The sequence below is a fragment of the Humibacter sp. RRB41 genome (genome assembly GCF_022761015.1).
Taxonomy (GTDB): Bacteria; Actinomycetota; Actinomycetes; order Actinomycetales; family Microbacteriaceae; genus Humibacter.
Window position 1 is genome coordinate 342,692 of the sequence record NZ_JAKWJQ010000003.1, and the last position, 21,435, is coordinate 364,126.

Sequence of the window (21,435 nt, forward strand, 5' to 3'; positions counted from 1 at the left end):
GCGAAAACCTTGACCGAGCTGGCCGCCGACGGATCGATGGATCCCGGCTGGGCCGAGGCACTCGCACCCGTCGCCGGCGACATCGCGGCGATGGGAGATTGGCTGCGCAGCGAGGTCGCCTCGGGACGCCACTACCTGCCGGCCGGCGCGAACGTGCTCCGCGCGTTCCGCTACCCACTGGCCGACGTTCGCGTGCTCATCGTCGGGCAGGATCCGTATCCCACGCCGGGGCATCCGATCGGCCTGTCGTTCGCCGTGGAACGCGACGTGCGTCCCGTTCCGCGCAGCCTGCAGAACATCTACAAGGAGCTGCGCACCGACCTCGGCGTCCAGCCGCCGCCGCACGGGGATCTGACCGCCTGGAGCGAGCACGGCATCATGCTTCTGAACAGGGTGCTCACCGTGCGGCCCGGTGCCGCCGGCTCGCATCGCGGAGTCGGCTGGGAGCGGGTGACCGAGCACGCGATCCGGGCGCTGGTCGCGCGCAGAACGCCACTCGTCGCGATCCTGTGGGGGAGGGATGCCGCCAACCTGCGCCCCCTGCTCGGCACGACCCCGGTGATCACCTCTCCGCACCCCAGTCCGCTCTCGGCCGATCGTGGCTTCTTCGGGTCGAAGCCGTTCAGCGGGGCCAACGAACTGCTCGCACGCCAAGGCGCCGAGCCAGTCGACTGGTCCCTGCGCTGACCGGCGCTCCGCCCCCACGCGACCACGCCCCGCCACCCCACCGACCGCCAGACTGCACGCCGGCGGCGAGACCGCGGTTAGTACCCTCCGTCTGGGCGCGGGCGTGCAGTCTCGCCGTCAGCGCGGGCGGCGGGCGAGCATGCCGGTGATGAGCTCGCCGAGAATGCGACGCAGGCGCGGTTCGACGTCGACGATCGCGTGCGCGAGCCGCGGGTCGCTGCGGTACAGCGTCGCGAGTTCCTGCCCCGGCGTCGCGATCTGCCAGAACGCGCCAGCCATCGCCGTCGTCGCGGCGATGATGTCGACCCCGTCGCTGCCGCTGAGGCCGGGGAGGAGCCGTCGCAGAGCGGCGACGATCGCGTCGAGCTCGTCGTGCGTGACGTACTTGAAGCGGCGAACGGCATCCGACGACACGTTGCGCTCGAGGTTCATCGGCGCTTGCGCGAGCAGGTCGCAGAACCTGCCGCGCTGAGTCAGCGTGCTGGCGATCGCTGCGGCGACGGCATCCGGGTCGGCGTCGGTCATCGCATCGAGCTCGGCGCGCAGGGCGGCCGACCACTCGCGCCAGCCGTCAGCGGTCAGGCGCAGGAAGATCTCCTCCCGCGTCTCGAAATAGCGCAGCAGAGCCGACTTGTGCATGCCGACCGCGTCGGCGATCTCGGTGAGCGTGATGTCGCGGATGCCCCGCTCGGCCGTCAGCGCACGCGCCGCCGCCATGATCGCCGCCTCGCGCGCCTGCTTCGCCTCCGGGCTGCGCGCGCGCTGGAATTCCACGTTGATCCCGGCGCTCGGCCCCGCGTCCTCACTCGTGTCCGCGGACGCGGACGCCTGCTCTGCCTTGGATGCCATGCAGCGAGCATAGCGCAACACAGTTGCGTAATTAAGAGAACAGTGTTTTACTAACTGTCATGCAGAAGACATGGCTCATCACAGGTTCATCGCGCGGCTTCGGTCGCGCACTCGTGCGCTCCGCCCTCGAAGCGGGGGATTCCGTCGCTGCGACGGCCAGGCGGCCGGAGCAGCTCGACGATCTCGTCGCGGAGTTCGGAGATCGCATCCGCGCGATCGGGCTCGACGTGACCGACCGGCAAGGTGTGGTGGCCGCGATCGTTCAGGCGCGGGAAGCGTTCGGCCGGATCGACGTGATCGTCAACAACGCCGGCTACGCCAACGTGGCGCCGGTCGAGACCGGGGACGACGAGGACTTCCGCACCCAGTTCGAGACCAACTTCTGGGGCGTGTACAACGTGTCGAAGGCCGTCATTCCGGTGCTCAGGGCCCAAGGGGGCGGCCTCATCGTGCAGTTCTCATCGGTGGGTGGACGCGTCGGCGGATCGGCAGGAATCGCCTCGTACCAGGCGGCGAAGTTCGCGATCGATGGCTTCAGTCGCGTGCTTCGCGCCGAGGTCGAACAGTTCGGCATCAAGGTGCTGCTCGTCGAGCCGAGCGGATTCCGCACCGATTGGTCCGGCAGTTCGATGACGGTGCATGCGCTGCCCGAGGAGTACGAATCGACGATCGGAGCGCGATACCGCCAGGACGCACCGTCGCCGAACCTCACTGCAGGCGACCCGGAGCGGGCGGCAGGCATCCTCGTGCGGTTGGCGCGTCGCGACGACCTTCCGCACAATCTCCCGCTCGGTGCGAACGCTGCCAGGATGTCGGCGGCCTTCGATCGTGCCCAGCTCGAGAGCGACCTCGCCTGGCAGGACGTGAGCCGCTCGGCCGACTTCGGTGAGCCGTACCCGGTGGACTTCCCGCCACCGGCGACTCCCGTCGCCTGACCTGCTGACGGTCGCAGGGGAGCGGTAACGCCGACGCAACACGCGACGGTTACCCTGGATCGGTGCTGGAAGAGGAATACGAAACACGGCGCAGGCTCCCGCCGCATCTGCGCAAGCCTGCCGAGCCGGAGACGCCGTTCGCTTACGAGATCCGCGAAGCGAGGCCCGCCGACCTCCCGCACATTCGCGAGATCTACAACTACTACGTGACGAACAGCACCGTCACGTTCGACGAGGACACGACGACGCTCAAGGAGTGGAAGTCGAAGTACGCCTACCTGCGCAAGCTCGGCATGCCGTTCCTGGTGGCCGAGTCGCCGAACGAGCAGATTCTCGGCTACGCGCTGGTCACGCCGTGGAAGCAGAAGAAGGCGTACCGCTTCACGGTGGAGAACTCGATCTATCTGGGGCAGGCATCCGCGGGTAAGGGACTGGGCACGGCGCTCATGCGGGCGCTGGTCGATGCCTCGAAGCAGGCCGGACTGAAGGAGATGATCGCGGTCATCGCCGACAGGGGGGCGGAGGCATCCATCGCGATGCACGAGCGCTTCGGCTTCAAGGAGATCGGGCGCATGGGCCACGTCGGCTTCAAGTTCGGCAGATGGCTGGGAACCGTGCTGATGCAGAAGAGCCTGAAGTAGGCGCTGCCCGCACGCGAATGAGGACGCAATGTCCGATTCCGGCCCGGTTTCTATGAGTTCGCCCGATTCGCGTTATCAATTCGTAATAAAGGCTGACGGATGCCTATGGCCGGGCATACAGTGATCGCACCGTCACAGCCCGGAAGCCTCCAGAGGCGGTCGAGATGACGCTGTACGAATCGAGGCCTGCCGACATCCGAAGAGGATGCGGCAGGCCTCGTCCAGTCTCCGCGGGCACGATCAGGCCCTCGCCGTCGCCCTTCTGAGCACGAAGAATCCGACGACAGCGGCGACAGCGGTCGGGATCAGCAACCACGCGACGACTCCGACCGCGCGCACGTCCAGGAACCATGTTCCGACGGCCGGCCACGACCCCGTCAGGGTCGCGGTGGCCACGGCTGCCGCGACGATCAGCGCGACGATCGCGCCGAGCGCATAGAGTCCGTTCGCCTGCCAGCGAACGAAGACGCTGCCCGCGATGGCGCCGAGGAAGAAGCAGAACAGGAACGCCCCGAACGTGCTGAACAGCCGCTCCCACAGCGGGCCGGTGCCGAAGTAGACATTGCTGAACATGTGCGCGCTGATGCCGTAGCCGTGCGTCAAGTCTTCGACATACGAGAGAACGGTCAGCACGATCGTGAACAGCGCGGCCTGGATGATGAAGGCGAGCGACGTGCCCAGGTAGTAGTCGCGGCGGGTTGCCGAGAGGCCGAGCGCGAAACGGAACGTGAGGTTCATCGCCTGCACGGCGGCGATACCGATGTAGACGTAGATGTACGCCGTGGCGCCCGACCACTCGGTTCCGGTGAGCTGCTCGTGAGTGGACGCGTAGATCGAGATCCAGATGATCATGTTCACCAGGAACACGATGCCGATGATGATCCACGGCAGGGCGAGCATGCTGAATCGGTTGGCGTACTGCAGCCGCACGATGCTCCAGATGCGCTTCGCCGTCCCAGGCACGGTGATCTCATCGGCCACGGTGGTGGCGGCGCTGACGGCGGTCATGAGTCTGCTCCGAATTCCGTTGTTGTGGAGTTGGTCCTGCGCACGATGAGCTGCTGAAGGGAAACGGGCGCGAGCTCGAGGCCCGCTGCCGCGGCATCCCGTCGCTCGTCGGCATCGAGCCGGTCGACGGTGACGGATGCCAGTCCGCCGATCCCCTCGCGGTGCAGCACCGTTCGGTCGGCGATGAACGCCTCGACCGCACTGCGGGGACCGACGATCGTCGTCGCTGAATCGCGAGCGGTCTCGGCAGACTCATCCATGATGATGCGGCCCTTGTCGATCACCACCACGTGTTCGAGCAGGTTGGCGACCTCATCGATGAGGTGTGTCGACAGGATGACGGTGCGCGGATGCTCGGCGTAGTCCGCGAGCAGGCGGTCGTAGAAGATCTGCCGGGCGACGGCATCCAGGCCGAGGTACGGCTCGTCGAAGAACGTCAGTGGCGTGCGGGCCGCGAGGCCGACGATGACGCCGACGGCCGAGAGCTGCCCGCGCGACAGCTTCTTGATCCTGCGATTCACCGGAAGCTGGAAGTCGTCGATCAGACGGTCCGCGAACTCGGCGTCCCAGTTCTCGTAGAACCACGGGGCGCACCTGAACACGTGCTTCGGCCTGAACTCGTCCGGATACTTCTGGCTCTCCTTGATGAAGGAGACGCGAGAGAGAACGCGGGCGTTCTCCACGGGGTGCTCGCCGAACACGCGCACGTCGCCCGAGGTGGCGAAGTCCTGCCCGGTGATGGTCTGCATGAGTGTGGTCTTGCCTGCACCGTTGCGGCCGAGCAATCCTGTGATCGCTCCTGGCTGCACGCTCAGGGTCACGTCGTCGAGTGCGACGACGTTTCCGAAGCGCTTGGTGAGTCCGTTGACCTCGACCACGGGGGTCGCGTGAGTCACGATGCTTCTCCTTCGTTGGTGATCATGCGGGTGAGTTGCGCTGGTGAGATGTCGAGCTTTTCCGCCTCGGCGATCAGCGGGAGCAAGAAGTCGGATCGGAAGCTGTCACGGCGCTTGGCGATCAGCCGTTCGCGTGCTCCAGCGGCGACGAACATGCCGATGCCGCGTTTCTTGTAGAGGATGCCGTCGTCGACGAGCAGCGTGACTCCCTTGCCCGCGGTCGCGGGGTTGATGCGGTGGAAGACCGCGAACTCGTTCGTCGACGGCACCTGGCTCTCCTCGGCCACGGCACCGGAAATGATGTCGTTCTCGATCTGCTCCGCGATCTGCTGGAAGATCGGCTTGCCCTCATCGATCACGGGCTCTCCTTGCTTGGTTCATTAGTAGAGTAACTAACCAATGGAGTCGCGTCAAGGGTTTCGTCCCTAGGCTCGAGGCATGGCCGACGACATCCACGATCTGACAGCTCTCGACCAGTGGACGCTTCTGCAGCGCGGCGACCTGACGCCCATCCAGCTCGCCGACCACTACCTGGGCCGCATCGAGTCGCTGAATCCGAAGATCGGTGCGTTCGTGACCGTGACGCCGGATGCCGCGCGCGAGCGAGCGGCGTACGTCGAGGCATCCGTCCCTCGCACGGCACAGCTGTGGGGGCTGCCGATCGGCGACAAGGACCTCTGGCGTCGCGCAGGGGTTCCAGCCGGGTTCGGTTCGAGGCTGCTGACCGGGTACGTGCCTGACGAGTCGGATGAGATCGTGCTCGATCTCGACGCGGCAGGCGCCGTCAGCCTTGGCAAGACGGGGGCGCCGGAGTTCGGACTGCCCTCGTACACGGAGACGCTGGTGGCGCCGCCGGTGCGCAACCCATGGGATCTCGAGCGGGGCGCAGGCGGATCCAGCGGGGGCGCTGCGGCAGCGGTGGCATCCGGCATGCTGCCCTTCGCACCCGGCTCGGACGGCGGGGGATCCGTTCGTATTCCCGCAGCGGCATGCGGTCTCGTCGGCCTCAAACCGTCGCGCGGACGCGTGCCGTCGGGAAGCGGCCTCGAGTCGCTCGGCGGGCTCGTCGTCGACGGACCGCTCGCGCGCACCGTCGAAGACGCGGCGCTGCTGTTCGACGGCATGATCGCCAGGCGCGACGGCCGCGTCGACCACCGGTTCGCCGTTCGGGCGCCGGAGGACGATACCGCATTCCTCGGATACGCGGTTCGCGGCGAGGGCAGATTTCAGCTCGGCGCCATGACGACGAGCGCGTGGGACGACGACTACGAGATCACGATCGATCAGGATGCCCTCGCCGCCCTCGACCTCGCCATCGCCGAATTCGCGTCGTTCGGGCACGGCATCGAGGAGACCTCGCTGAAGCCTGATCCCACGTATGCTCCGGCCTTCACGTCGATCTGGAAGGCGGGCGCTGCGCGCATCCCAGCCGAGGGCGACGCGCTGCAGTTGCTCGAGCCGTTGACGAGGTGGCTCGTCGAGCAGGGGCGCGCGATGGATGCGCGGGAGCTCAGCGGCGCGCTCGCGGCGCTGACCGCATTCGAGCGCTCGCTGATCCGGCAGCTGTCGACGTTCGACGCTGTGCTCACGCCGGCGACCGCGCTGAGTGCACGACCGATCGGCTGGTACGACCAGATGGATGGCGAACGCAATTTCGCCCAGCAGGTTCAGTACACCCCGTTCACGTCGATGGTGAACGTGAGTGGCCTGCCGGCGATCGTGCTGCCGGTGTCGCAGACATCCGACGGCCAGCCGATGGGCGTGCAGCTCATCGGCCGCCCGGGTGGCGAGGCCGTGCTGCTCGCCCTCGGCGCCCAGTTGCAGCGGCGCGTGCGCTGGCAGGATCGCCGCCCGCCGATCTGGTGATGCCCTCGTGTGCTCCCGGCTGCGAACGCCGCGTCGGCTGTGCAAGCTCTTGGAGCGGTCGGGCCTTAGGTAAGGCTGCCCTTATACTGGAGTCACCATGAACGGACACGACCACACAGCGCACACCGGGGCCACGCCGCATCGCGACGACCGGGTGCAGTTCGTCGTGACCGCGGACGAGACGTCGCTCGCACAGGTGCAGAGCGAACTGGCTCTCCTGCCGTTGTGCTCGAAGGGCCGCGTGTTCGTCGAGGTTCCGGAGCCGAAGGATGTCTTCGCATTGAAGGTGCCCATGCGCATGACGGTCACGTGGCTGCCGCGCTCCGTGCGTGCCGGACGCGCCGGAACGGGCGAGGCATGCGCGCCTGGTCAAGCCCTGCGTCGCGCGGTGCGGGCGTGGAGTGCCGAGATGCTGTGCGACGGACCGGGGGAGACCCAGGCGATCCTCACCGGGTCGTACTCCGGCGTGAGCGGGGTCTACGAAGTGCTCACCAGTCAGGCGGACATGCCGACCGGACACATCGTGACACCTGCCGCGTTCGGCCTCGGCAGTCGTTCGAACGCCAACTGACGGGGATCCGACGCACGACCGCGCGACGCATGTCAGTGCGCGTCAGGACGCGCTGAATCCATTGAACGGCGCCATGCCGAGCGATGCCTCGGTCGCTGCCCAGAGATCGCGTTGCAGCTGAGGGTTGAGAGCCTGTGCGTTCACGCGTCCGCCGGCCGTGAAGCGGTCGAAATAGGTCCCGGACGGTGCCTTGACCGGAACGTCACCGACGAGCGCGAGCAGAGGGCCGGCGCCGCCCTCAGGGGACCGTCCGTAGTGGCCGCCCGTGACGGCGTGCCCGAAGCGGATCAGTGGTGACTGACCGCCGAACCGCGTCACGATCGTGCCCGGGTGGAACGAATACGCGCTCACACCCGTGCCGGTCAGACGCTCGGCGAGCTCGCGCGTGAACAGGATGCTCTCCAGCTTCGAGGTGCCGTACGCCCGCCATCCGCCGCGCCACGGGCGCTTCTCCCACTCGAGGTCGTCGAGACGCAGGTTGCCGAATGTGTTCGCCATGCTCGCAGTGTTCACGACGCGCACCGGGGCATCCTTCGCGCTCTCCACAAGTCGATCGCGCAGGAGGGACGTGAGCAGGAACGGTGCGAGGTGATTGAGCTGGAAGGTGCGCTCGTGTCCGTCGACCGTGACCTCGCGAGTCCCGTACAGGCCGCCTGCGTTGTTCGCCAGCACATCGATGCGGTCGAATCTCTCGAGCAGATCGGATGCCAGCGCCCGCACGTCGTCCAGCTTTTCGAAGTCGGCGAGGAGGGCCTCGCCGCCGATCCGATCCGCGATGGCGTTCGTGCGTTCCGCATTGCGACCGACGACGATCACTCGCGCGCCCTGCTCCGCGAGCGCGGCTGCGGCAACCTCGCCGATGCCTGAGCTCGCGCCGGTCAGCACGACCGTTCGCACGCCGACGGCTGACTCGTCGTCGTTCTGAGCACTCTCGCTCTGCGCACCCTCGCTCATCGGTACCCGCCCTTCTCGAGGCCAGCCTCGATTTCGAAACGATTGTGCAGCGGGTCGCGTCCCGCCACGAAATACAGCACAGGGAAGAGCATGCCGTATCGCTGCCACTGGCGTTTGTGCACTGCCTCGTGTTCGAGCACGTCATCGGTGACGTTCCGGTCGGTGAGGTAGCAACCACCGATGCACGATCCGCCTCGGCCGAACGTGCGTGCCGGCATCCCGCGGAACACCCACAGCCCTTGTCGACGCTCGACGCGGCCGATGCTCCAGAGGAATCCCCAGACGAAGCCCACCGCCGTGGCGTAACGGTACCCGACGTACGAGAGCGCTGAATCGAGCAGGAACTGCCTCGGCAAAGCGGCGAACGATGACGCGAGGCCGCCGAACGCGCGCGCGGTCTGCGTCACCCCGTCGCCCGGACGGTCGGATGCCTCACCTCGGCCCACACCCACGCCATCGCGCATCACCGTGCGAGCGTCACTCGGTGGGGCGGCCGTAGCCCTCGAGCAGGCGCAGCCACACCTCGCTCAGTGTCGGGTACGACGGAACGGCATGCCAGAGCCGATCGATCGTCACCTCGCCGACGAGAGCGATCGTGGCGGAGTGCAGCAGTTCGCCGACATCGAGACCGACGAACGTCGCGCCGACGAGCACCTTGCGGTCCTCGTCTACGACCATGCGCGCTTTGCCGACGTACTTGTCGCTGGAGATCGTCGCGCCGGCGACCCACGAGATGTCGTAGTCCACCACGCGGGTGCGGAAGCCGGCCTTCTTGGCCTCCGCGGCGGTCAGTCCGACGGATGCCACCTCGGGATCGGTGAAGGTCACCTGCGGAACGGCGGCGTGGTCGGCGGTCGCCGCGTACGTGGACCACGGCGCCAGCGTCAGAGTCTTGCCGTTCGCCCTTGCCGCGATCGCATCCCCTGCGATGCGGGCGTCGTACTTGCCCTGGTGGGTGAGGAGTGCTCGGTGCGTGACGTCGCCGACCGCGTAGAGCCAGGCATCCTCACCGGCGCCGTCGAAGACCTCGCCGTCGGCGTCGAGCACGCGCAGCGAGTCGTCGACCGTCAGCCAGCTACCGGGGGTCAGTCCGATCGCCTCGAGTCCGATGTCCTGGGTCTGCGGAACGCGGCCTGTTGCGACGAGCACCTCGTCGGCGACGATCGTCGTTCCGTCGTCGAGCGCGATGGTGACGCTGTCGCCGTCGCGGATGACACTGGTCGGGGAGACCCCGATGCGCACGCTGGCACCCAGCTCTTCGAGCGAAGCCCTCACGAGCTCACCGGCGAACGGCTCGTTCTTGCCGAGGAGTCCGCTGCGTGCGATCACCGTGACCTCGGTGCCGAAGCCCGCGTACGCGGTGGCCATCTCGGCCGCGACAACACCGCCGCCGATCACCGCGAGCGACGAGGGGATCTCCTGTGCGCTGGTGGCGTCGCGACTCGTCCACGGGTCGGCATCCAGAAGCCCCGGGATGTCGGGCAGCAACGACGCCGAACCCGAGCAGACGGCGACAGCGTGCCGGGCGGTGATGACGGTGACCTCGCCGTCGGTACCCGTCACCTCCAACCGCTTGGGGCCCGTGAAGCGGGCGTGTCCGCGCACCAGGTCGATGTTCGCGCCGTTCAGCCACTCGACCTGGCCGTCGTCTTTCCAGTGACTGGTCACCTTGTCGCGGCGGCGCAGCACACCCGCAACGTCGAGCTCGCCGGTGACGGCCTGGCTGGCCCCGTCGACATTGCGCGCGGCGCGCAGCAGAGCTGCGCTGCGCAGCAGAGCCTTCGACGGCATGCACGCCCAATAGGAGCACTCACCGCCGACCAGTTCCGACTCCACGAGCACGGTCTTCATCCCGCCTTGCACGGCGCGGTCGGCGACGTTCTCTCCGATGGCTCCGCCGCCGATCACGACGACGTCGTATTCGATCTCAGTCACCATCGCAGACTATCGGCGCGACCCGAATCGATGCGGCTCAGCTGCCGGGAGTCTTCTTCGTCAGCGAACCGAGAACGCGCAGGATGACGGGCAGATCGTCGTCGGCGGCATCCGGACTCCTCGGCGCGAACTCCGTGATGGCAGCCCCGGCCAGCTCGAAGCGGGCGCGCAGAGCGGTGATCGCGCCGACCAGCTCATCGGGAGCGAGCCCGAACGGCTCCGCGAACTGCACCCCGGCGATCGCGCCGGGGTCGAGCACATCGAGATCGACGTGCAGATAGACGGCGTCGGCGCCCGTCGCTTCGACGGCGCGCACGAGTTCGTCGGGATCATGCAGCTCATCGGGAGACAGCGAACGGATGCCTGCCTCGTCGATGTACGCCCGCTCGCCGTCATCCAGTTCCCGGCTTCCCGCCAGAACGACCCGTTCGGGCGTGATGGCGGCGTCACCGGTGGCCGCGAGCGGCTCCGGCGCCTCTCCCAGCAGGGCTCGCAAGACCATGCCGTGGAAGGCGCCGGTCGGCGACGACTCCGGCGTGTTCAGATCGCCGTGCGCGTCGAACCACACCACGGCCACGCTGCCCGGCGCGCGCGCGCTGATCGCGTGCTGCACCCCTGCGAGGTCGGAGCCGCAGTCTCCGCCGATCGTCACGACCGGATCGTCTCCGCTCGCCGCGAGGACCTCCAGTGCGAGGGCGGCGCGGTCACGTACGGCTGCGATCGAGGAGAGACGCTGCACGCCCGTGCCGAGCGATTCGCCGGCCTCCATCGGCACATCGACGAACGTCGTCGCCGACGCCGGCAGGTCCCCGGCGATCGCCGTCGCCCCGTCGATGAGCTGCATCGCTCGCGAGGAACTGGAGCCCTGCCACTGCGGGACGATCAGGAAGCGCACTGCACCATTCTGCACGCCCGGGCCAGGTTGTCTTGCGCGCCCGTCCCCGCCGGGTGCGCCGCCAGGGGGCCGCCAGCGTCTCCTACTTCGTGGCGGCCGCCAGCGCCTCGCGCAGCTCGGGCACGGTCAGGCGCGGGCCGTAGGCCGGGGTGTCCCGCTGGATGCGCCAGCTCTCGCGCAGCGGACCGCCGTCGACGGTGTCGAAGCCGATCTCATCGATGAAGGCGGCGACGGTCGCCTTTGCAGCGTCGTCATCCCCGAAGATCCCGAGGGCGCGGCGGCCGGTTGTGCCGGCATCCTGTGCCTCGTCGGTGATCGCGGACGCGTAGATGTGGTTGAAGGCCTTCACGACGTGGGAACCGGCGAGATGGCGCTGCAACTGCTCGGAGCTCGTCTCGGAGAAGTCGTCGAGTTCGGCGACGTGACCGTCGCGCTCCCAGTAGTAGTTGTTCGTGTCGATCACGGGCTTGCCGGTGAGCGGCTTCACCGGAACCTTGGCGACGGCGGTGAACGGAATGGTCACAACGGCGATGTCCGCCGCGGCCGCCGCGTCGTCAGCGGTCGCAGCGCGGGCCTTGGGCCCGAGCTCCGCGACGAGATCCGTCAATGTCTGCGGACCCCGCGAATTGCTCAGCACCACGTCGTAGCCGTTGGCGACCGCCTGGCGGGCGATCTGCGATCCGATGTGTCCTGCTCCGATGAAACCGATAGTCGTCATGCCAGCGGAAACCTCGGGTCGCGGCCGATCATTCCCGCCTCGTCCGCTTCGTGACTCGTGCCGCACGTGGTGCGGCGCCGAGCGCTCTCGTGTGCAGCGGGGTCAGGCGGGAATCGTGGCGAGCATCCGTTCGAACGCCGCGTCGAGGTCCGGGTCGAACCGCTGCTGCTCGGGGTGCGCGTCGTACCACTCGATGATCTGTTCGGCACCGCGCGAGAAGGGCACCGTAGTGGCGAACTCGGGCACCAGAGCCTTGACCTTGCTGTTGTCGAAGACCATGGAGTGGGCCTTGTCGCCGATCAGACCTGGGCCGAGATCGGGTGCGATGCGAGCGATGGTGTCGGATGCCACGTGCGCGAGCTTCGCCTCGACACCCGCGGCCTCCCCGAGCCAGGTGTAGATCTGGTTCCAGGTCGGGGCGTGGTCGCCCGTGATGTGGAACGAGTCGCCGACGGCCTCGGGCCGGCCGAGCAGTCCGTCGAACGCCACGGCGAAGTCGGTGTTGTGCGTGATGGTCCACAGGCTCGTGCCGTCGCCGTGCACCACGACCGGCTTGCCGGCGCGCATGCGGGCGATGTCGGTCCAGTGCCCCGACGTCGGGATCGACGTGCGGTCGTACGTGTGGGACGGGCGCACGATCGTGGCGGGGAACGCGTTCTCGCGGTACTCCCGCACCAGCAGGTCTTCGCAGGCGATCTTGTCCTGCGAGTACTTCCAGAACGGATTGCGCAACGGCGTCGACTCCGTCACCGGGATCCGCTCGGGGGGAGTCTGATACGCGCTCGCCGAACTGATGAAGACGTACTGGCCGGTTCGGCCGGCGAACCGTGCGACGTCGGCCGCGACATGTTCCGGCGTGAAGGCCAGGAATTCAGTCACGACGTCGAACTCGCGCGAGCCGAGGGCGGCATCCACCGACGACGCGTCACGGATGTCGGCCTGCAGCTCCTCGACCCCCTCCGGCAGCGGGCGGGTGCGCGAGTGGCCGCGGTTGAGCACGGTGACGGATGCCCCACGCGAGACCGCGCGTGCCACACACGCCGAGCTGATGGTGCCGGTGCCGCCGATGAACAGAATCGTCTTCGATGTCATGACCTCGATCCTGGCATCCGTGCCGCGAGCCCGGGTCGCGCCCGGCAATGGCGCCGCTACCGTTGACGGGTGAGAATCGACGATCCATACGGCGGCGACGTACTCGCCGGCAACTGGCGGGCGCGTGGCCTGGTGCAACCTCAGACGATGGCGGCGGAGAACGATCTCGTTGTCGAGCTCGCCGACTCCGGATACACCGGCGCCGTCGTCGGCATCGAGAACAGGCTCGTGCAGCTCGAAGACAGGCACGGCAAGGTGCGCGCCTTCCCCCTCGGCGGTGGATACCTCGTCGACGGCAATCCCGTCGTGCTCGTCGCACCCGCACCGAAGACGACGCGGCAGGGTCCGAAGCGCACGGCATCCGGATCGTTCGGCGTCACGGATGCCCCGGCCAGAGTCGCGCGCGCCAGCCGCATCTTCGTGGAGGGCAGGCACGACGCCGAACTCGTCGAGAAGGTGTGGGGAGACGACCTGCGCGTCGAGGGTGTCGTCGTCGAATACCTGGGCGGAATCGACGACCTTGCGGGCATCATGCGCGACACGCATCCGACAGCTCAGAAGCGCATCGGCGTGCTCGTCGATCATCTCGTTCCGGGCTCGAAGGAGACCAGGATCGCGGATGCCGTGGCGAGCGGCCCGCACGGCGCCCACGTGCTGATCGTCGGGCATCCGTACATCGACGTCTGGCAGGCGGTGCGCCCCGAGCGGCTCGGCATGAAGGCGTGGCCGACGATTCCGCGGAGCATCGAGTGGAAGAAGGGCATCTGCGCGTCGCTCGGCTGGCCGCACGAGGATCAGGCCGATATCGCGCGGGCCTGGAAGCGCATCCTGTCGACGGTGACGACGTATCGAGACCTGGAGCCCGCGTTCCTCGGCCGGGTGGAGGAGCTCATCGACTTCGTCACCCAGTGACGCGGGTGCTGGCCTGCCCGCGTGCCGTAGCCAAGGCGTAGCGTTTGCCCGACGGATCCTCATCGCTGAGGAAGGACGATCGGTTGGCCGATGACCACGCTCACCAACGTGATCAGCGCACGCGCGTGCTGCTGACCGGAGCGACCGGCAACTGGGGCAGGGCCACGTTGCGGGAGCTGCGGGAGAGATCGGATCGCGTGTGTGTCATCGCACTGTGCCGGCCGGGTGAGCAGAGCAGAACGGTCCTGCGGCAGTTCGACGACATGGACAACCTCGAGATCGTGTGGGGCGACCTCACCGACTACGGGGTTGTGGCATCCTGCGTGGCCGACGTCGACCTGGTGGTGCATCTCGGCGGCCTCGTCTCACCACTCGCCGACGATCATCCTGAGCTGACGAGGCTGGTCAACATCGGAGGAATGCACAACATCATTTCCGCGGTCGCCGCCCTGCCCGATCCGTCGAGGGTCGGCGTCGTGGGCGTCGGGTCAGTGGCCGAGACCGGGGATCGCAACCCGCCGCACCACTGGGGACGAGTGGGCGACCCGTTGCGCGTCTCTCGGTTCGACGGATATGGCCAGACGAAGGTCGTCGCAGAGAAGGCCCTGGTGGACTCAGGGCTGCCGAAATGGGTGTGGCTGCGCCAGACCGGCATCTTCCATCCGGCGTTGGTCGAGATCCGCGACCCGATCATGACTCACTCGCCGCTGGACGGCGCGCTGGAGTGGGCGTCGGCCGAGGACTCCGCACGATTGGTCGCGAACCTGTGCGAGCCGGATCTGCCGGCAGAATTCTGGGGCGACATCTACAACATCGGTGGCGGCGAGGGGTGGCGCTTGACCAACTGGCAGCTGCTGGAGGCGATCGCTACGGCCATGGGCGTTCAGGATGTCACGCGATGGTACGACCGGGACTGGTTCGCGTTGAAGAATTTCCACGGCCACTGGTTCACCGACAGCGATCGGTTGGAGCGCCTCATTCCGTTCCGTGAGGACACCTTCGATGACGCGCTCGCCCGCGCGGTCGCGCAGGCACCGGCATCCGTTCGCCATGCGGGCAGCGTTCCGCCCTGGCTCGTGAAGCAGTTGGTGATGAAGCCCCTCAGCCACAAGCAGCGGGGCACGATGGCGGCTGTGCGCGGTGGGAATGAACAGGGGATCGCCGCGTTCTTCGGCTCGCTCGAGAACTGGCGCCGCATCGGTGACTGGTCGACCTTCACACCCCTCGAGCCCAGCCGCACGCCGACGTACCTCGACCACGGGTTCGACGAATCGAAGGCGCCGGGCGACTGGACCAGATCCGACTACGTCGAAGCGGCGGCCTTTCGCGGCGGCGAACTGCTCGACGCCGATCCGGTTCCGGGGGATGCCGCCACACCGCTGAGCTGGCGCTGCGCGTTCGGACACGAGTTCACCGGCAGTCCGCGCCTGATTCTGACCGCTGGGCACTGGTGTCCCGACTGCATCACCGACACGGCCGGATACGCGGAACAGGCCGAGCGCAACGCGTTCCTGGCGCAGGTGGAGGGCGCGGGCTGAGCGGTTCGCAGAATGGCACTCAGGCGAGCCAGTGCGTCGAGATCCTCGGACGGCCAGGTCTGCGGTCATTGCCGCTGCTCGATCTCGTGGGCGATGCGGCGCAGTGAGCTGAACACGGAGCGCACCGAGGACCGGGCGAGGGATTCGCCCCGGGCGAGCACGTCGACGTGACGCACGAATCGTGCCCCTGAGATCGGACGCAGCACGAGGTCGTCGTCGAGGAGCGGAGCCGATGTGAAGCGCGGCAGCATCCCGATCCCGGCGCCGGCGCGCACCGCTGCGGCAAGCAGGGGGAAGTCATTGATCTCGTGCGCGATCAAGGGCTTCTCGCCGACCAGCGCTCCGAGGTGGTCCAGCACTCCCGCCAAGGGGAAGTCGGCGTGAGCGCTCAGCCAACGCTCTCCACGCAGATCGTGGGGGCGGATGCTTCTGGCGCGCGCCAGCCGGTGCGAGAGTGGGAGCACGAGGTCGAGCGGCTCGGCGAACAGCGGGGCAGAGGTCAGCCGCTCGGGCCAGGGGGAGGCATCCGGAAGCCGGTGGGCGATCACCAGGTCGTGGTCGGCGGTCTGAGACGGAAACCTGTCGACAGACACGTCGACGTCGGTGATACGCAGGGGAGCAGGCGGATCGGCGAGCAGCCGCGGCAGGAAGACGAGCGCGACGCTGGGGAGCGAGCCGATGGTGACAGCGCGCTCGTCGGCGGCCAAGAACGCAGTGACGGCCTCATCCGCTTCGGCCAGCGCGGTCTCCACCTTCACGGATGCGGTGGCCAGCGCTTCACCCGCCGGCGTCAGACGCAGCACGCGGCCCGAGCGCTCGGTGAGGGGCACCGCGAACTCGTGCTGCAGCGCGGCCAGTTGCTGTGACACTGCCGACGGGGTCACGAACAACGCGCTCGCGACAGCAGCGACGCTGCCCCTGTCGCCGAGCTCGCGCAGGAGACGCAATCGATAGGCATCCATCTCAGAAGATTAGCCCTGCTTAATCGACGGATCAGCATGACGTGATTGCTCTACATGGTTGACTCGATCAGCCTGAAGCGGTGCAGACGAGCAGCGACAGCGACACGCGTACCGTTTCGGGAACGGAGCGAGCGACTCGCGCCGGAACGCGGTCCCGCTCGCGAGAGGTGCTCGCCGATGCCCTGCTCGTCGCCGTGGCAGCAGCGTGGGGATCGAGTTTTCTCGCCGCGAAGGACCTGACGGACGTCGTCGGCGTTCTGTCGGCACTCGCGTTGCGATTCCTCTTCGCAGCGGTCGCGGCCGTCGTGCTCGTGCTGGTTCGTCGGGAGCGGATGCCTCGCGGCCGCGGTCTCATCATCGCGATCGCGCTCGGCGGCTTTCAGGCGACCATCATCGGGCTCGAGACCTGGGGCGTTCATCTGACCACGGCCACGAATGCCGGCCTGATCAGCAGCCTCGCATTGATCGGAACGCCGCTGCTGGAGAGCATCGCGTCGCGAGCGTGGCTGCCTCCTGCGTTCTTCGTCGCCGCCGTGGTCGCGGTCGTGGGGGTCGCGTTGCTGGTTTCCGGCGACGGCTTTCACGCTCCGAACCTCGGTGACATCGTGCTGTTGATCGCCGCGGTGGTGAGGTCGATCCGTGTCGTGACGGGAGGTCATCTCCTACGTCATAGACGCGAGAGTTCTCTCAGCGTCGTCTGCGTACAGGTGCTCGTGAGCGCCGTCGTGTTCTCCGCGCTGGCGGCGCCCGAATTGCCGGGAGCCTTCATCCGCATGACCGCCTCGAGCTGGTTCGACGTCGTCTTCCTCGGGCTGATCTGCAGCGTCTTCGCGTTCGCGATCGAGTTATGGGCCGTTCGGCGCACGTCGGCGGCGAGAGCGAGCATCCTGATGGGCACCGAGCCGGTCTGGGCGGTGATCACGGGTGCGGTCGTCGGGGGAGAAGCGCTCACCATCGTCGGTGCGGTCGGCGGATTGCTCATCGTCGCCTCGAGCTATGCCGGAGGAGCCATCGAGCGCAGGCATCGCCTGCGGGGTGCGTCGACCGCCTAACCGTTCCCCCTGCCGGGGAACGGGCCACAGCGGTTACTCGTCAAGCTCTCGGACGGCACCGCATCGCCAGCACGGGACAGCGGTGCTGCCCTCGACGAGGGCGCCGCATTCCGGGCAGACATGGCTCAGCCAGCAGGCGGGATCCCCGCCCTGGTCCTCGTCGGGAACGGGAACCGGGACCTGCGACTGCGGCAATTGCGACTCGGACATGGCTGATCTCTCGAGACCATTATCGCGCTGGTGGTGCCCCCAGAAGGATTCGAACCTTCGGCCTTCTGCTCCGGAGGCAGACGCTCTATCCCCTGAGCTATGGGGGCTCAGTGCCCGACAAGGCTAGCATCCGGCGACGGTACGAGCTGAACGGCCGGTTCATGCCGGGCGGGGCATCCAACTGCCTTATGGATCGCCCGGGTCACTCGCGCCACACACCGCAAATTCCGCGATGCGCCGTACGGAAAGCGGCGCGCCTGCGTAGTTACTTCGGCAGGTTCGCGAGCACGCCGGCGATCACCTGACTGGCATCGCCGGGCTCGATGTAGTCCTTCGATGCCGCGACGACCCAGTAGTCGCCCGTGAAGGCTTCGGCGACGCCGAGAGAGCCGGTCACCGTGAAGTAGCCCATCACCTGCGGAGGTACGCCGTACGTGGGGACGACGTTGCTCTTCGTGATGGCAGTGTTCTTGAGAGCCGTGAGGTCCGCGGATGCCGCGCGCGCGATCGACACAGCGACAGGATTTCCGGTGCTCGGGTTCGTGAACCCGCAGGCAACGCCGTCGAAGTCGACGGCCTTCGCCGCGTCAGACCCCTTCTCCGGTGTGAATCCCGATGCGGCCGTGATCGCTGGAACCATCGCCGACAGCTGGGCGCTCGTGAGCACCTGATCGCAGGTGAGCGTCACGGGAGTGGGCTTCGGAACCGGTGTCGACGCCTTCGCGGTGGACGAGGGGTCCGATGCCGCCGACTTCGCCGTGTGCGAGGCCGTCGACGCGGGCTGCGGCGAGGCCTGGCATCCGGTCAGCAGAAGTGCGGTCGCGGCGACGAGAGCCGCACTAGCGGCTGTGCGGGTCAGGCGCGATGAGCGCTGGGAACGACGATGACGATCAATGCGCATGAGGGGGCTTCCGGAGGGGGCGGTGGGGGTCGCGTGGGCACGAGGATACCAAGTGATCGTGAGCCCCTCCGCCCCGAGCGCATGCGAGGACGCTGAGCACGCGGAGCGGGACCATCGGCGGATGCCAGGTCGGCGCCCGATAGACTCGGTCGTCGTGAATCCCGATCAGCTCGCCGACCAGTTGTACGCCATCGTCACAGGCGTGGTCGACCGTCGCCGAGCCGCGAACGGGACGACGGAATCGCAGCCTTTGATCGCGCGTGACGACATCCGTCTCGACCGTCCGCGCAACCGCGATCACGGTGATTGGGCCTCGAACGTCGCGATGCGCCTGGCCAAGCCGCTCGGTGCGAATCCGCGCGAGCTCGCGGAGGAGATCGCCCTCGAGGCCGCACGCCTTGACGGGGTCGCCGCCGCCGAGGTGGCAGGTCCCGGCTTCATCAACTTCAGGCTGGATGCCGCCGCCGCCGGCGCGCTCGCGAAGACCATCGTCGACGCGGGCGAGACCTACGGGCAGAACGTCACCCTTGCCGGCGCCACCATCAACCTCGAGTTCGTCTCCGCCAACCCGACGGGTCCGCTGCACATCGGCCATACCCGCTGGGCAGCGCTCGGCGACTCGATCGCGCGGGTGCTGAAGGCATCCGGCGCCAGCCTTGCGAGCGAGTACTACATCAACGACGCCGGCAGCCAGATGGAACTCTTCGGCACATCGGTGCTGGCCGCAGCCAAGGGGGAGCCGACGCCCGAGGGCGGGTATCCCGGTCAGTACATCGCCGATCTGGCGACAGCAGTGCTCGAGCGCGTGCCAGGACTGCTGTCGTTGCCCGACGACGAAGCGCTCTCTGTCGCCGGAGAGCAGGCGTACGAACTGCAGCTGGCCGAGATCAGGCAGGCGCTGAAGGACTTCAACGTCGAGTTCGATGTCTGGTTCAGCGAGCGGTCTTTGCACAAGCCGGATCCGCAGACGGGCGAGAGCCTCGTCGACGCGGCTGTCGGGCGGCTCCGCGCGCAAGGCCACGTGTTCGACGAGGACGGCGCGGTCTGGGTGCGCACCACCGACTTCGGAGACGACAAAGACCGGGTCATCCGGCGCAGCAACGGCGTCTACACGTACTTCGCGTCGGATGCCGCCTACTACCTGAACAAGACGGATCGCGGCTTCCAGCACAAGATCTACCTGCTCGGCGCCGACCACCACGGCTACGTGCACAGGCTGCGCGCCCTCGCCGGCGCGGCAGGAGATGATCCGGACCGCGACATCGAGGTGCTCATCGGCCAGCTCGTGAGCATCAACGGGGCGAAGCTCTCGAAGCGCGCCGGGAACATCATCGAGCTCACCGACTTGCAGACGTGGCTCGGCACGGATGCCCTCCGCTACTCGCTCGGACGGTCGCCGGCCGACTCCCCGCTCACGCTCGACCCGGAGCTGCTGCGCAGCCACTCCAACGACAACCCGGTGTACTACGTGCAGTACGCGCACGCGCGCACCCGGTCCGTGGCCCGCAACGCGGAGACCGCCGGCGTCACCCGGAGCGCATTCGCACCGGAACTGCTCACGCACGAGAGCGAGTCCGCATTGCTCGGGGCGTTGCAGGAGTTCCCTCGCATCGTGGCGCTCGCCGCCGAACTGCGCGAGCCGCACAGGATCGCGAGGTACATCGAAGAGGTCGCCGGGCTGTACCACAAGTGGTACGACACGTGCCGTGTCATCCCCCTCGGCGACGAGCCGATCTCCGACCTGCACCGCACTCGGTTGTGGCTCAACGACGCGACCGGCCAGGTGATCCGAAACGGGTTGGCACTTCTCGGGGTGTCGGCGCCCGACCGCATGTAGTCGCGCCCGAATCGCGCCGCACGCCGACGAGCAGACGAACGGGGGAACATGTCGACGAACGATCAACCGCAGAAGCGACCGAGGCGTCGTGGCCTGCGCGCCCTGATCTGGACGATCGGCGCGGTGGTGGTCGTCGTCGGGCTGTACTTCGTCGCCGACGCCATCGTGCGTCAGGTTGCGCAGAACGAGGTGAGCTCGCAGATCCAGCAGCAGCTGCCGCCGGATGTGACGGCGAAGGACCTGACCGTGACCATCCACGGATTCTCGGTGATCGGCCAGTTCCTCACAGGTCGATTCGATCGCGTCGATCTGGATGCCGCCCACGTGGAAGTGCAGGGCGCCCCGCTCACTGCGCGGATCGTCGCGTACGACGTTCCCACCGACTTCAGCAAGCCGGTCGGCCGCATCGACGGCGACCTGGTGATCGGCCAGGATGCCGTCAACCAACTGGTCGACCTGCCAGACGCGACGAGTGTGAGGTTGGGCGACGACACGGTGGGGCTCAACGGAACGGGCAAGATCGTCGGCATCGAGGTCGCGTACACGGCATCCGTCACCCCGACACTGAAGAACGGCGACACGGTGGTGCTGACGCCGCACAACGTCAGCGTCAAGGCCGGAGGCGGAACGCTCGATGTGACGCGCTTCGCGAAGGACCTGCTGCCGGACAGCATCCCGATCTGCGTCGCCGAATATCTACCGAAGGGCGTGAACGTGACGGATCTGACCGTCAGGAAGGGGTCGGCGTCGGTCTCGGTCCGGGCGGACGACTTCATGGTCGACGACGCGTCGCTGCAGAGCAAGGGCACTTGCGGCTGAGTGCGCGACCCGCTTCCCGCCACTCGATCAGCGGGCGCGTCGCCCGTATTACGCGCCCGGTTTTTCACCGCCGCAGGGCTCTCGTAGACTCGGGGGCACGCTTTCGCGCACCAGTTCTCCCGGCTTCAGGGGCCAATCCGGGCCCGCTCGCCTCCTC

22 protein-coding genes and 1 tRNA gene are annotated in these 21,435 nt (G+C 67.6%); 10 read left to right on the forward strand and 13 right to left on the reverse strand.

Annotated features, from left to right (window positions below; genetic code table 11):
* Positions 1 to 36 precede the first annotated feature (36 nt).
* On the forward strand, positions 37 to 687 hold the full coding sequence (locus MJ603_RS10195; RefSeq protein WP_243063830.1) for a uracil-DNA glycosylase: 651 nt from the start codon (positions 37 to 39) through the stop codon (positions 685 to 687).
* Between the two features lie 117 nt (positions 688 to 804).
* On the opposite strand, the gene MJ603_RS10200 is transcribed toward MJ603_RS10195, so the two are convergent.
* Positions 805 to 1,536, reverse strand: coding sequence for a TetR family transcriptional regulator (locus MJ603_RS10200; RefSeq protein ID WP_243063604.1), 732 nt, complete (start codon positions 1,534 to 1,536; stop codon positions 805 to 807).
* A 59-nt stretch (positions 1,537 to 1,595) separates the two neighbouring features.
* Between MJ603_RS10200 and MJ603_RS10205 the strand changes: the two genes are divergently transcribed.
* Both MJ603_RS10205 and MJ603_RS10210 read left to right on the forward strand, forming a co-directional pair.
* Entirely contained in the window at positions 1,596 to 2,471 is an 876-nt protein-coding gene (locus tag MJ603_RS10205; RefSeq protein ID WP_243063605.1) for an SDR family NAD(P)-dependent oxidoreductase, read from the forward strand.
* A gap of 62 nt (positions 2,472 to 2,533) precedes the next feature.
* Positions 2,534 to 3,112, forward strand: a complete 579-nt coding sequence (locus MJ603_RS10210) for a GNAT family N-acetyltransferase (protein WP_243063606.1) — start codon at positions 2,534 to 2,536, stop codon at positions 3,110 to 3,112.
* 240 nt (positions 3,113 to 3,352) lie between these two features.
* Here MJ603_RS10210 and MJ603_RS10215 read toward each other — a convergent pair whose 3' ends face one another.
* From MJ603_RS10215 to MJ603_RS10225, 3 genes are read right to left on the reverse strand one after another with little or no spacing between them, the layout of a single operon-like run.
* Positions 3,353 to 4,120, reverse strand: a complete 768-nt coding sequence (locus tag MJ603_RS10215; protein WP_243063607.1) for a hypothetical protein — start codon at positions 4,118 to 4,120, stop codon at positions 3,353 to 3,355.
* Positions 4,117 to 5,016 carry an ABC transporter ATP-binding protein gene (locus MJ603_RS10220; protein ID WP_243063608.1) on the reverse strand — a complete coding sequence of 300 codons (900 nt, stop codon included), beginning with the start codon at positions 5,014 to 5,016 and terminating at the stop codon, positions 4,117 to 4,119. The genes MJ603_RS10215 and MJ603_RS10220 overlap by 4 nt, the downstream gene beginning before the upstream one ends.
* Entirely contained in the window at positions 5,013 to 5,375 is a 363-nt protein-coding gene (locus MJ603_RS10225; RefSeq protein WP_243063609.1) for a GntR family transcriptional regulator, read from the reverse strand. Before MJ603_RS10225 ends, MJ603_RS10220 begins: the two co-directional genes overlap by 4 nt.
* Before the next feature lie 79 nt (positions 5,376 to 5,454).
* Here MJ603_RS10225 and MJ603_RS10230 point away from each other — a divergent pair, with 79 nt between their 5' ends.
* Positions 5,455 to 6,882: an amidase gene (locus MJ603_RS10230; RefSeq protein ID WP_243063610.1), complete on the forward strand. Its 1,428-nt coding sequence runs from the start codon at positions 5,455 to 5,457 to the stop codon at positions 6,880 to 6,882.
* A 97-nt stretch (positions 6,883 to 6,979) separates the two neighbouring features.
* Positions 6,980 to 7,453: an SIP domain-containing protein gene (locus MJ603_RS10235; protein WP_243063611.1), complete on the forward strand. Its 474-nt coding sequence runs from the start codon at positions 6,980 to 6,982 to the stop codon at positions 7,451 to 7,453.
* A gap of 42 nt (positions 7,454 to 7,495) precedes the next feature.
* Here MJ603_RS10235 and MJ603_RS10240 read toward each other — a convergent pair whose 3' ends face one another.
* The 6 genes from MJ603_RS10240 to MJ603_RS10265 form a co-directional block, all read right to left on the reverse strand.
* Complete coding sequence (locus MJ603_RS10240; protein WP_243063612.1) at positions 7,496 to 8,407, reverse strand: SDR family NAD(P)-dependent oxidoreductase; 912 nt, start codon at positions 8,405 to 8,407, stop codon at positions 7,496 to 7,498.
* Positions 8,404 to 8,871 carry a Fe-S oxidoreductase gene (locus MJ603_RS10245; protein WP_243063613.1) on the reverse strand — a complete coding sequence of 156 codons (468 nt, stop codon included), beginning with the start codon at positions 8,869 to 8,871 and terminating at the stop codon, positions 8,404 to 8,406. Before MJ603_RS10245 ends, MJ603_RS10240 begins: the two co-directional genes overlap by 4 nt.
* Before the next feature lie 13 nt (positions 8,872 to 8,884).
* A complete protein-coding gene (locus MJ603_RS10250; RefSeq protein ID WP_279239135.1) occupies positions 8,885 to 10,345 on the reverse strand; it encodes an NAD(P)/FAD-dependent oxidoreductase in 1,461 nt (486 codons plus the stop codon).
* Between the two features lie 34 nt (positions 10,346 to 10,379).
* On the reverse strand, positions 10,380 to 11,186 hold the full coding sequence (locus MJ603_RS10255) for an arginase family protein (RefSeq protein ID WP_243063831.1): 807 nt from the start codon (positions 11,184 to 11,186) through the stop codon (positions 10,380 to 10,382).
* Positions 11,187 to 11,319: 133 nt separating this feature from the next.
* Positions 11,320 to 12,021 (reverse strand): NAD(P)-binding domain-containing protein, encoded by a 702-nt coding sequence (locus tag MJ603_RS10260; protein WP_308220585.1) that lies wholly within the window; start codon positions 12,019 to 12,021, stop codon positions 11,320 to 11,322.
* Positions 12,022 to 12,057: 36 nt separating this feature from the next.
* Positions 12,058 to 13,047 carry an SDR family oxidoreductase gene (locus MJ603_RS10265; RefSeq protein WP_243063616.1) on the reverse strand — a complete coding sequence of 330 codons (990 nt, stop codon included), beginning with the start codon at positions 13,045 to 13,047 and terminating at the stop codon, positions 12,058 to 12,060.
* Between the two features lie 75 nt (positions 13,048 to 13,122).
* On the opposite strand from MJ603_RS10265, the gene MJ603_RS10270 reads away from it, so the two are divergent.
* On the forward strand, positions 13,123 to 13,959 hold the full coding sequence (locus tag MJ603_RS10270) for a DUF3097 domain-containing protein (protein WP_243063832.1): 837 nt from the start codon (positions 13,123 to 13,125) through the stop codon (positions 13,957 to 13,959).
* Between the two features lie 83 nt (positions 13,960 to 14,042).
* The gene (locus MJ603_RS10275) at positions 14,043 to 15,497 is read left to right on the forward strand and encodes an NAD(P)-dependent oxidoreductase (protein WP_243063617.1); all 1,455 of its coding nucleotides are present in this window, start codon (positions 14,043 to 14,045) and stop codon (positions 15,495 to 15,497) included.
* A gap of 65 nt (positions 15,498 to 15,562) precedes the next feature.
* Here MJ603_RS10275 and MJ603_RS10280 read toward each other — a convergent pair whose 3' ends face one another.
* The gene (locus MJ603_RS10280) at positions 15,563 to 16,459 is read right to left on the reverse strand and encodes a LysR family transcriptional regulator (protein WP_243063618.1); all 897 of its coding nucleotides are present in this window, start codon (positions 16,457 to 16,459) and stop codon (positions 15,563 to 15,565) included.
* A gap of 80 nt (positions 16,460 to 16,539) precedes the next feature.
* Between MJ603_RS10280 and MJ603_RS10285 the strand changes: the two genes are divergently transcribed.
* Entirely contained in the window at positions 16,540 to 17,511 is a 972-nt protein-coding gene (locus tag MJ603_RS10285; protein WP_243063619.1) for a DMT family transporter, read from the forward strand.
* Positions 17,512 to 17,752: 241 nt separating this feature from the next.
* Here MJ603_RS10285 and MJ603_RS10290 read toward each other — a convergent pair.
* Positions 17,753 to 17,828: transfer RNA gene (locus MJ603_RS10290), tRNA-Arg, on the reverse strand.
* A gap of 158 nt (positions 17,829 to 17,986) precedes the next feature.
* Positions 17,987 to 18,622, reverse strand: a complete 636-nt coding sequence (locus tag MJ603_RS10295; protein WP_243063620.1) for a hypothetical protein — start codon at positions 18,620 to 18,622, stop codon at positions 17,987 to 17,989.
* A 154-nt stretch (positions 18,623 to 18,776) separates the two neighbouring features.
* Between MJ603_RS10295 and argS the strand changes: the two genes are divergently transcribed.
* Both argS and MJ603_RS10305 read left to right on the forward strand, forming a co-directional pair.
* Positions 18,777 to 20,459, forward strand: coding sequence for an arginine--tRNA ligase (gene argS / locus MJ603_RS10300; protein ID WP_243063621.1), 1,683 nt, complete (start codon positions 18,777 to 18,779; stop codon positions 20,457 to 20,459).
* A gap of 48 nt (positions 20,460 to 20,507) precedes the next feature.
* Positions 20,508 to 21,278, forward strand: a complete 771-nt coding sequence (locus MJ603_RS10305; RefSeq protein WP_243063622.1) for a DUF2993 domain-containing protein — start codon at positions 20,508 to 20,510, stop codon at positions 21,276 to 21,278.
* The last annotated feature ends 157 nt before the right edge of the window (positions 21,279 to 21,435 follow it).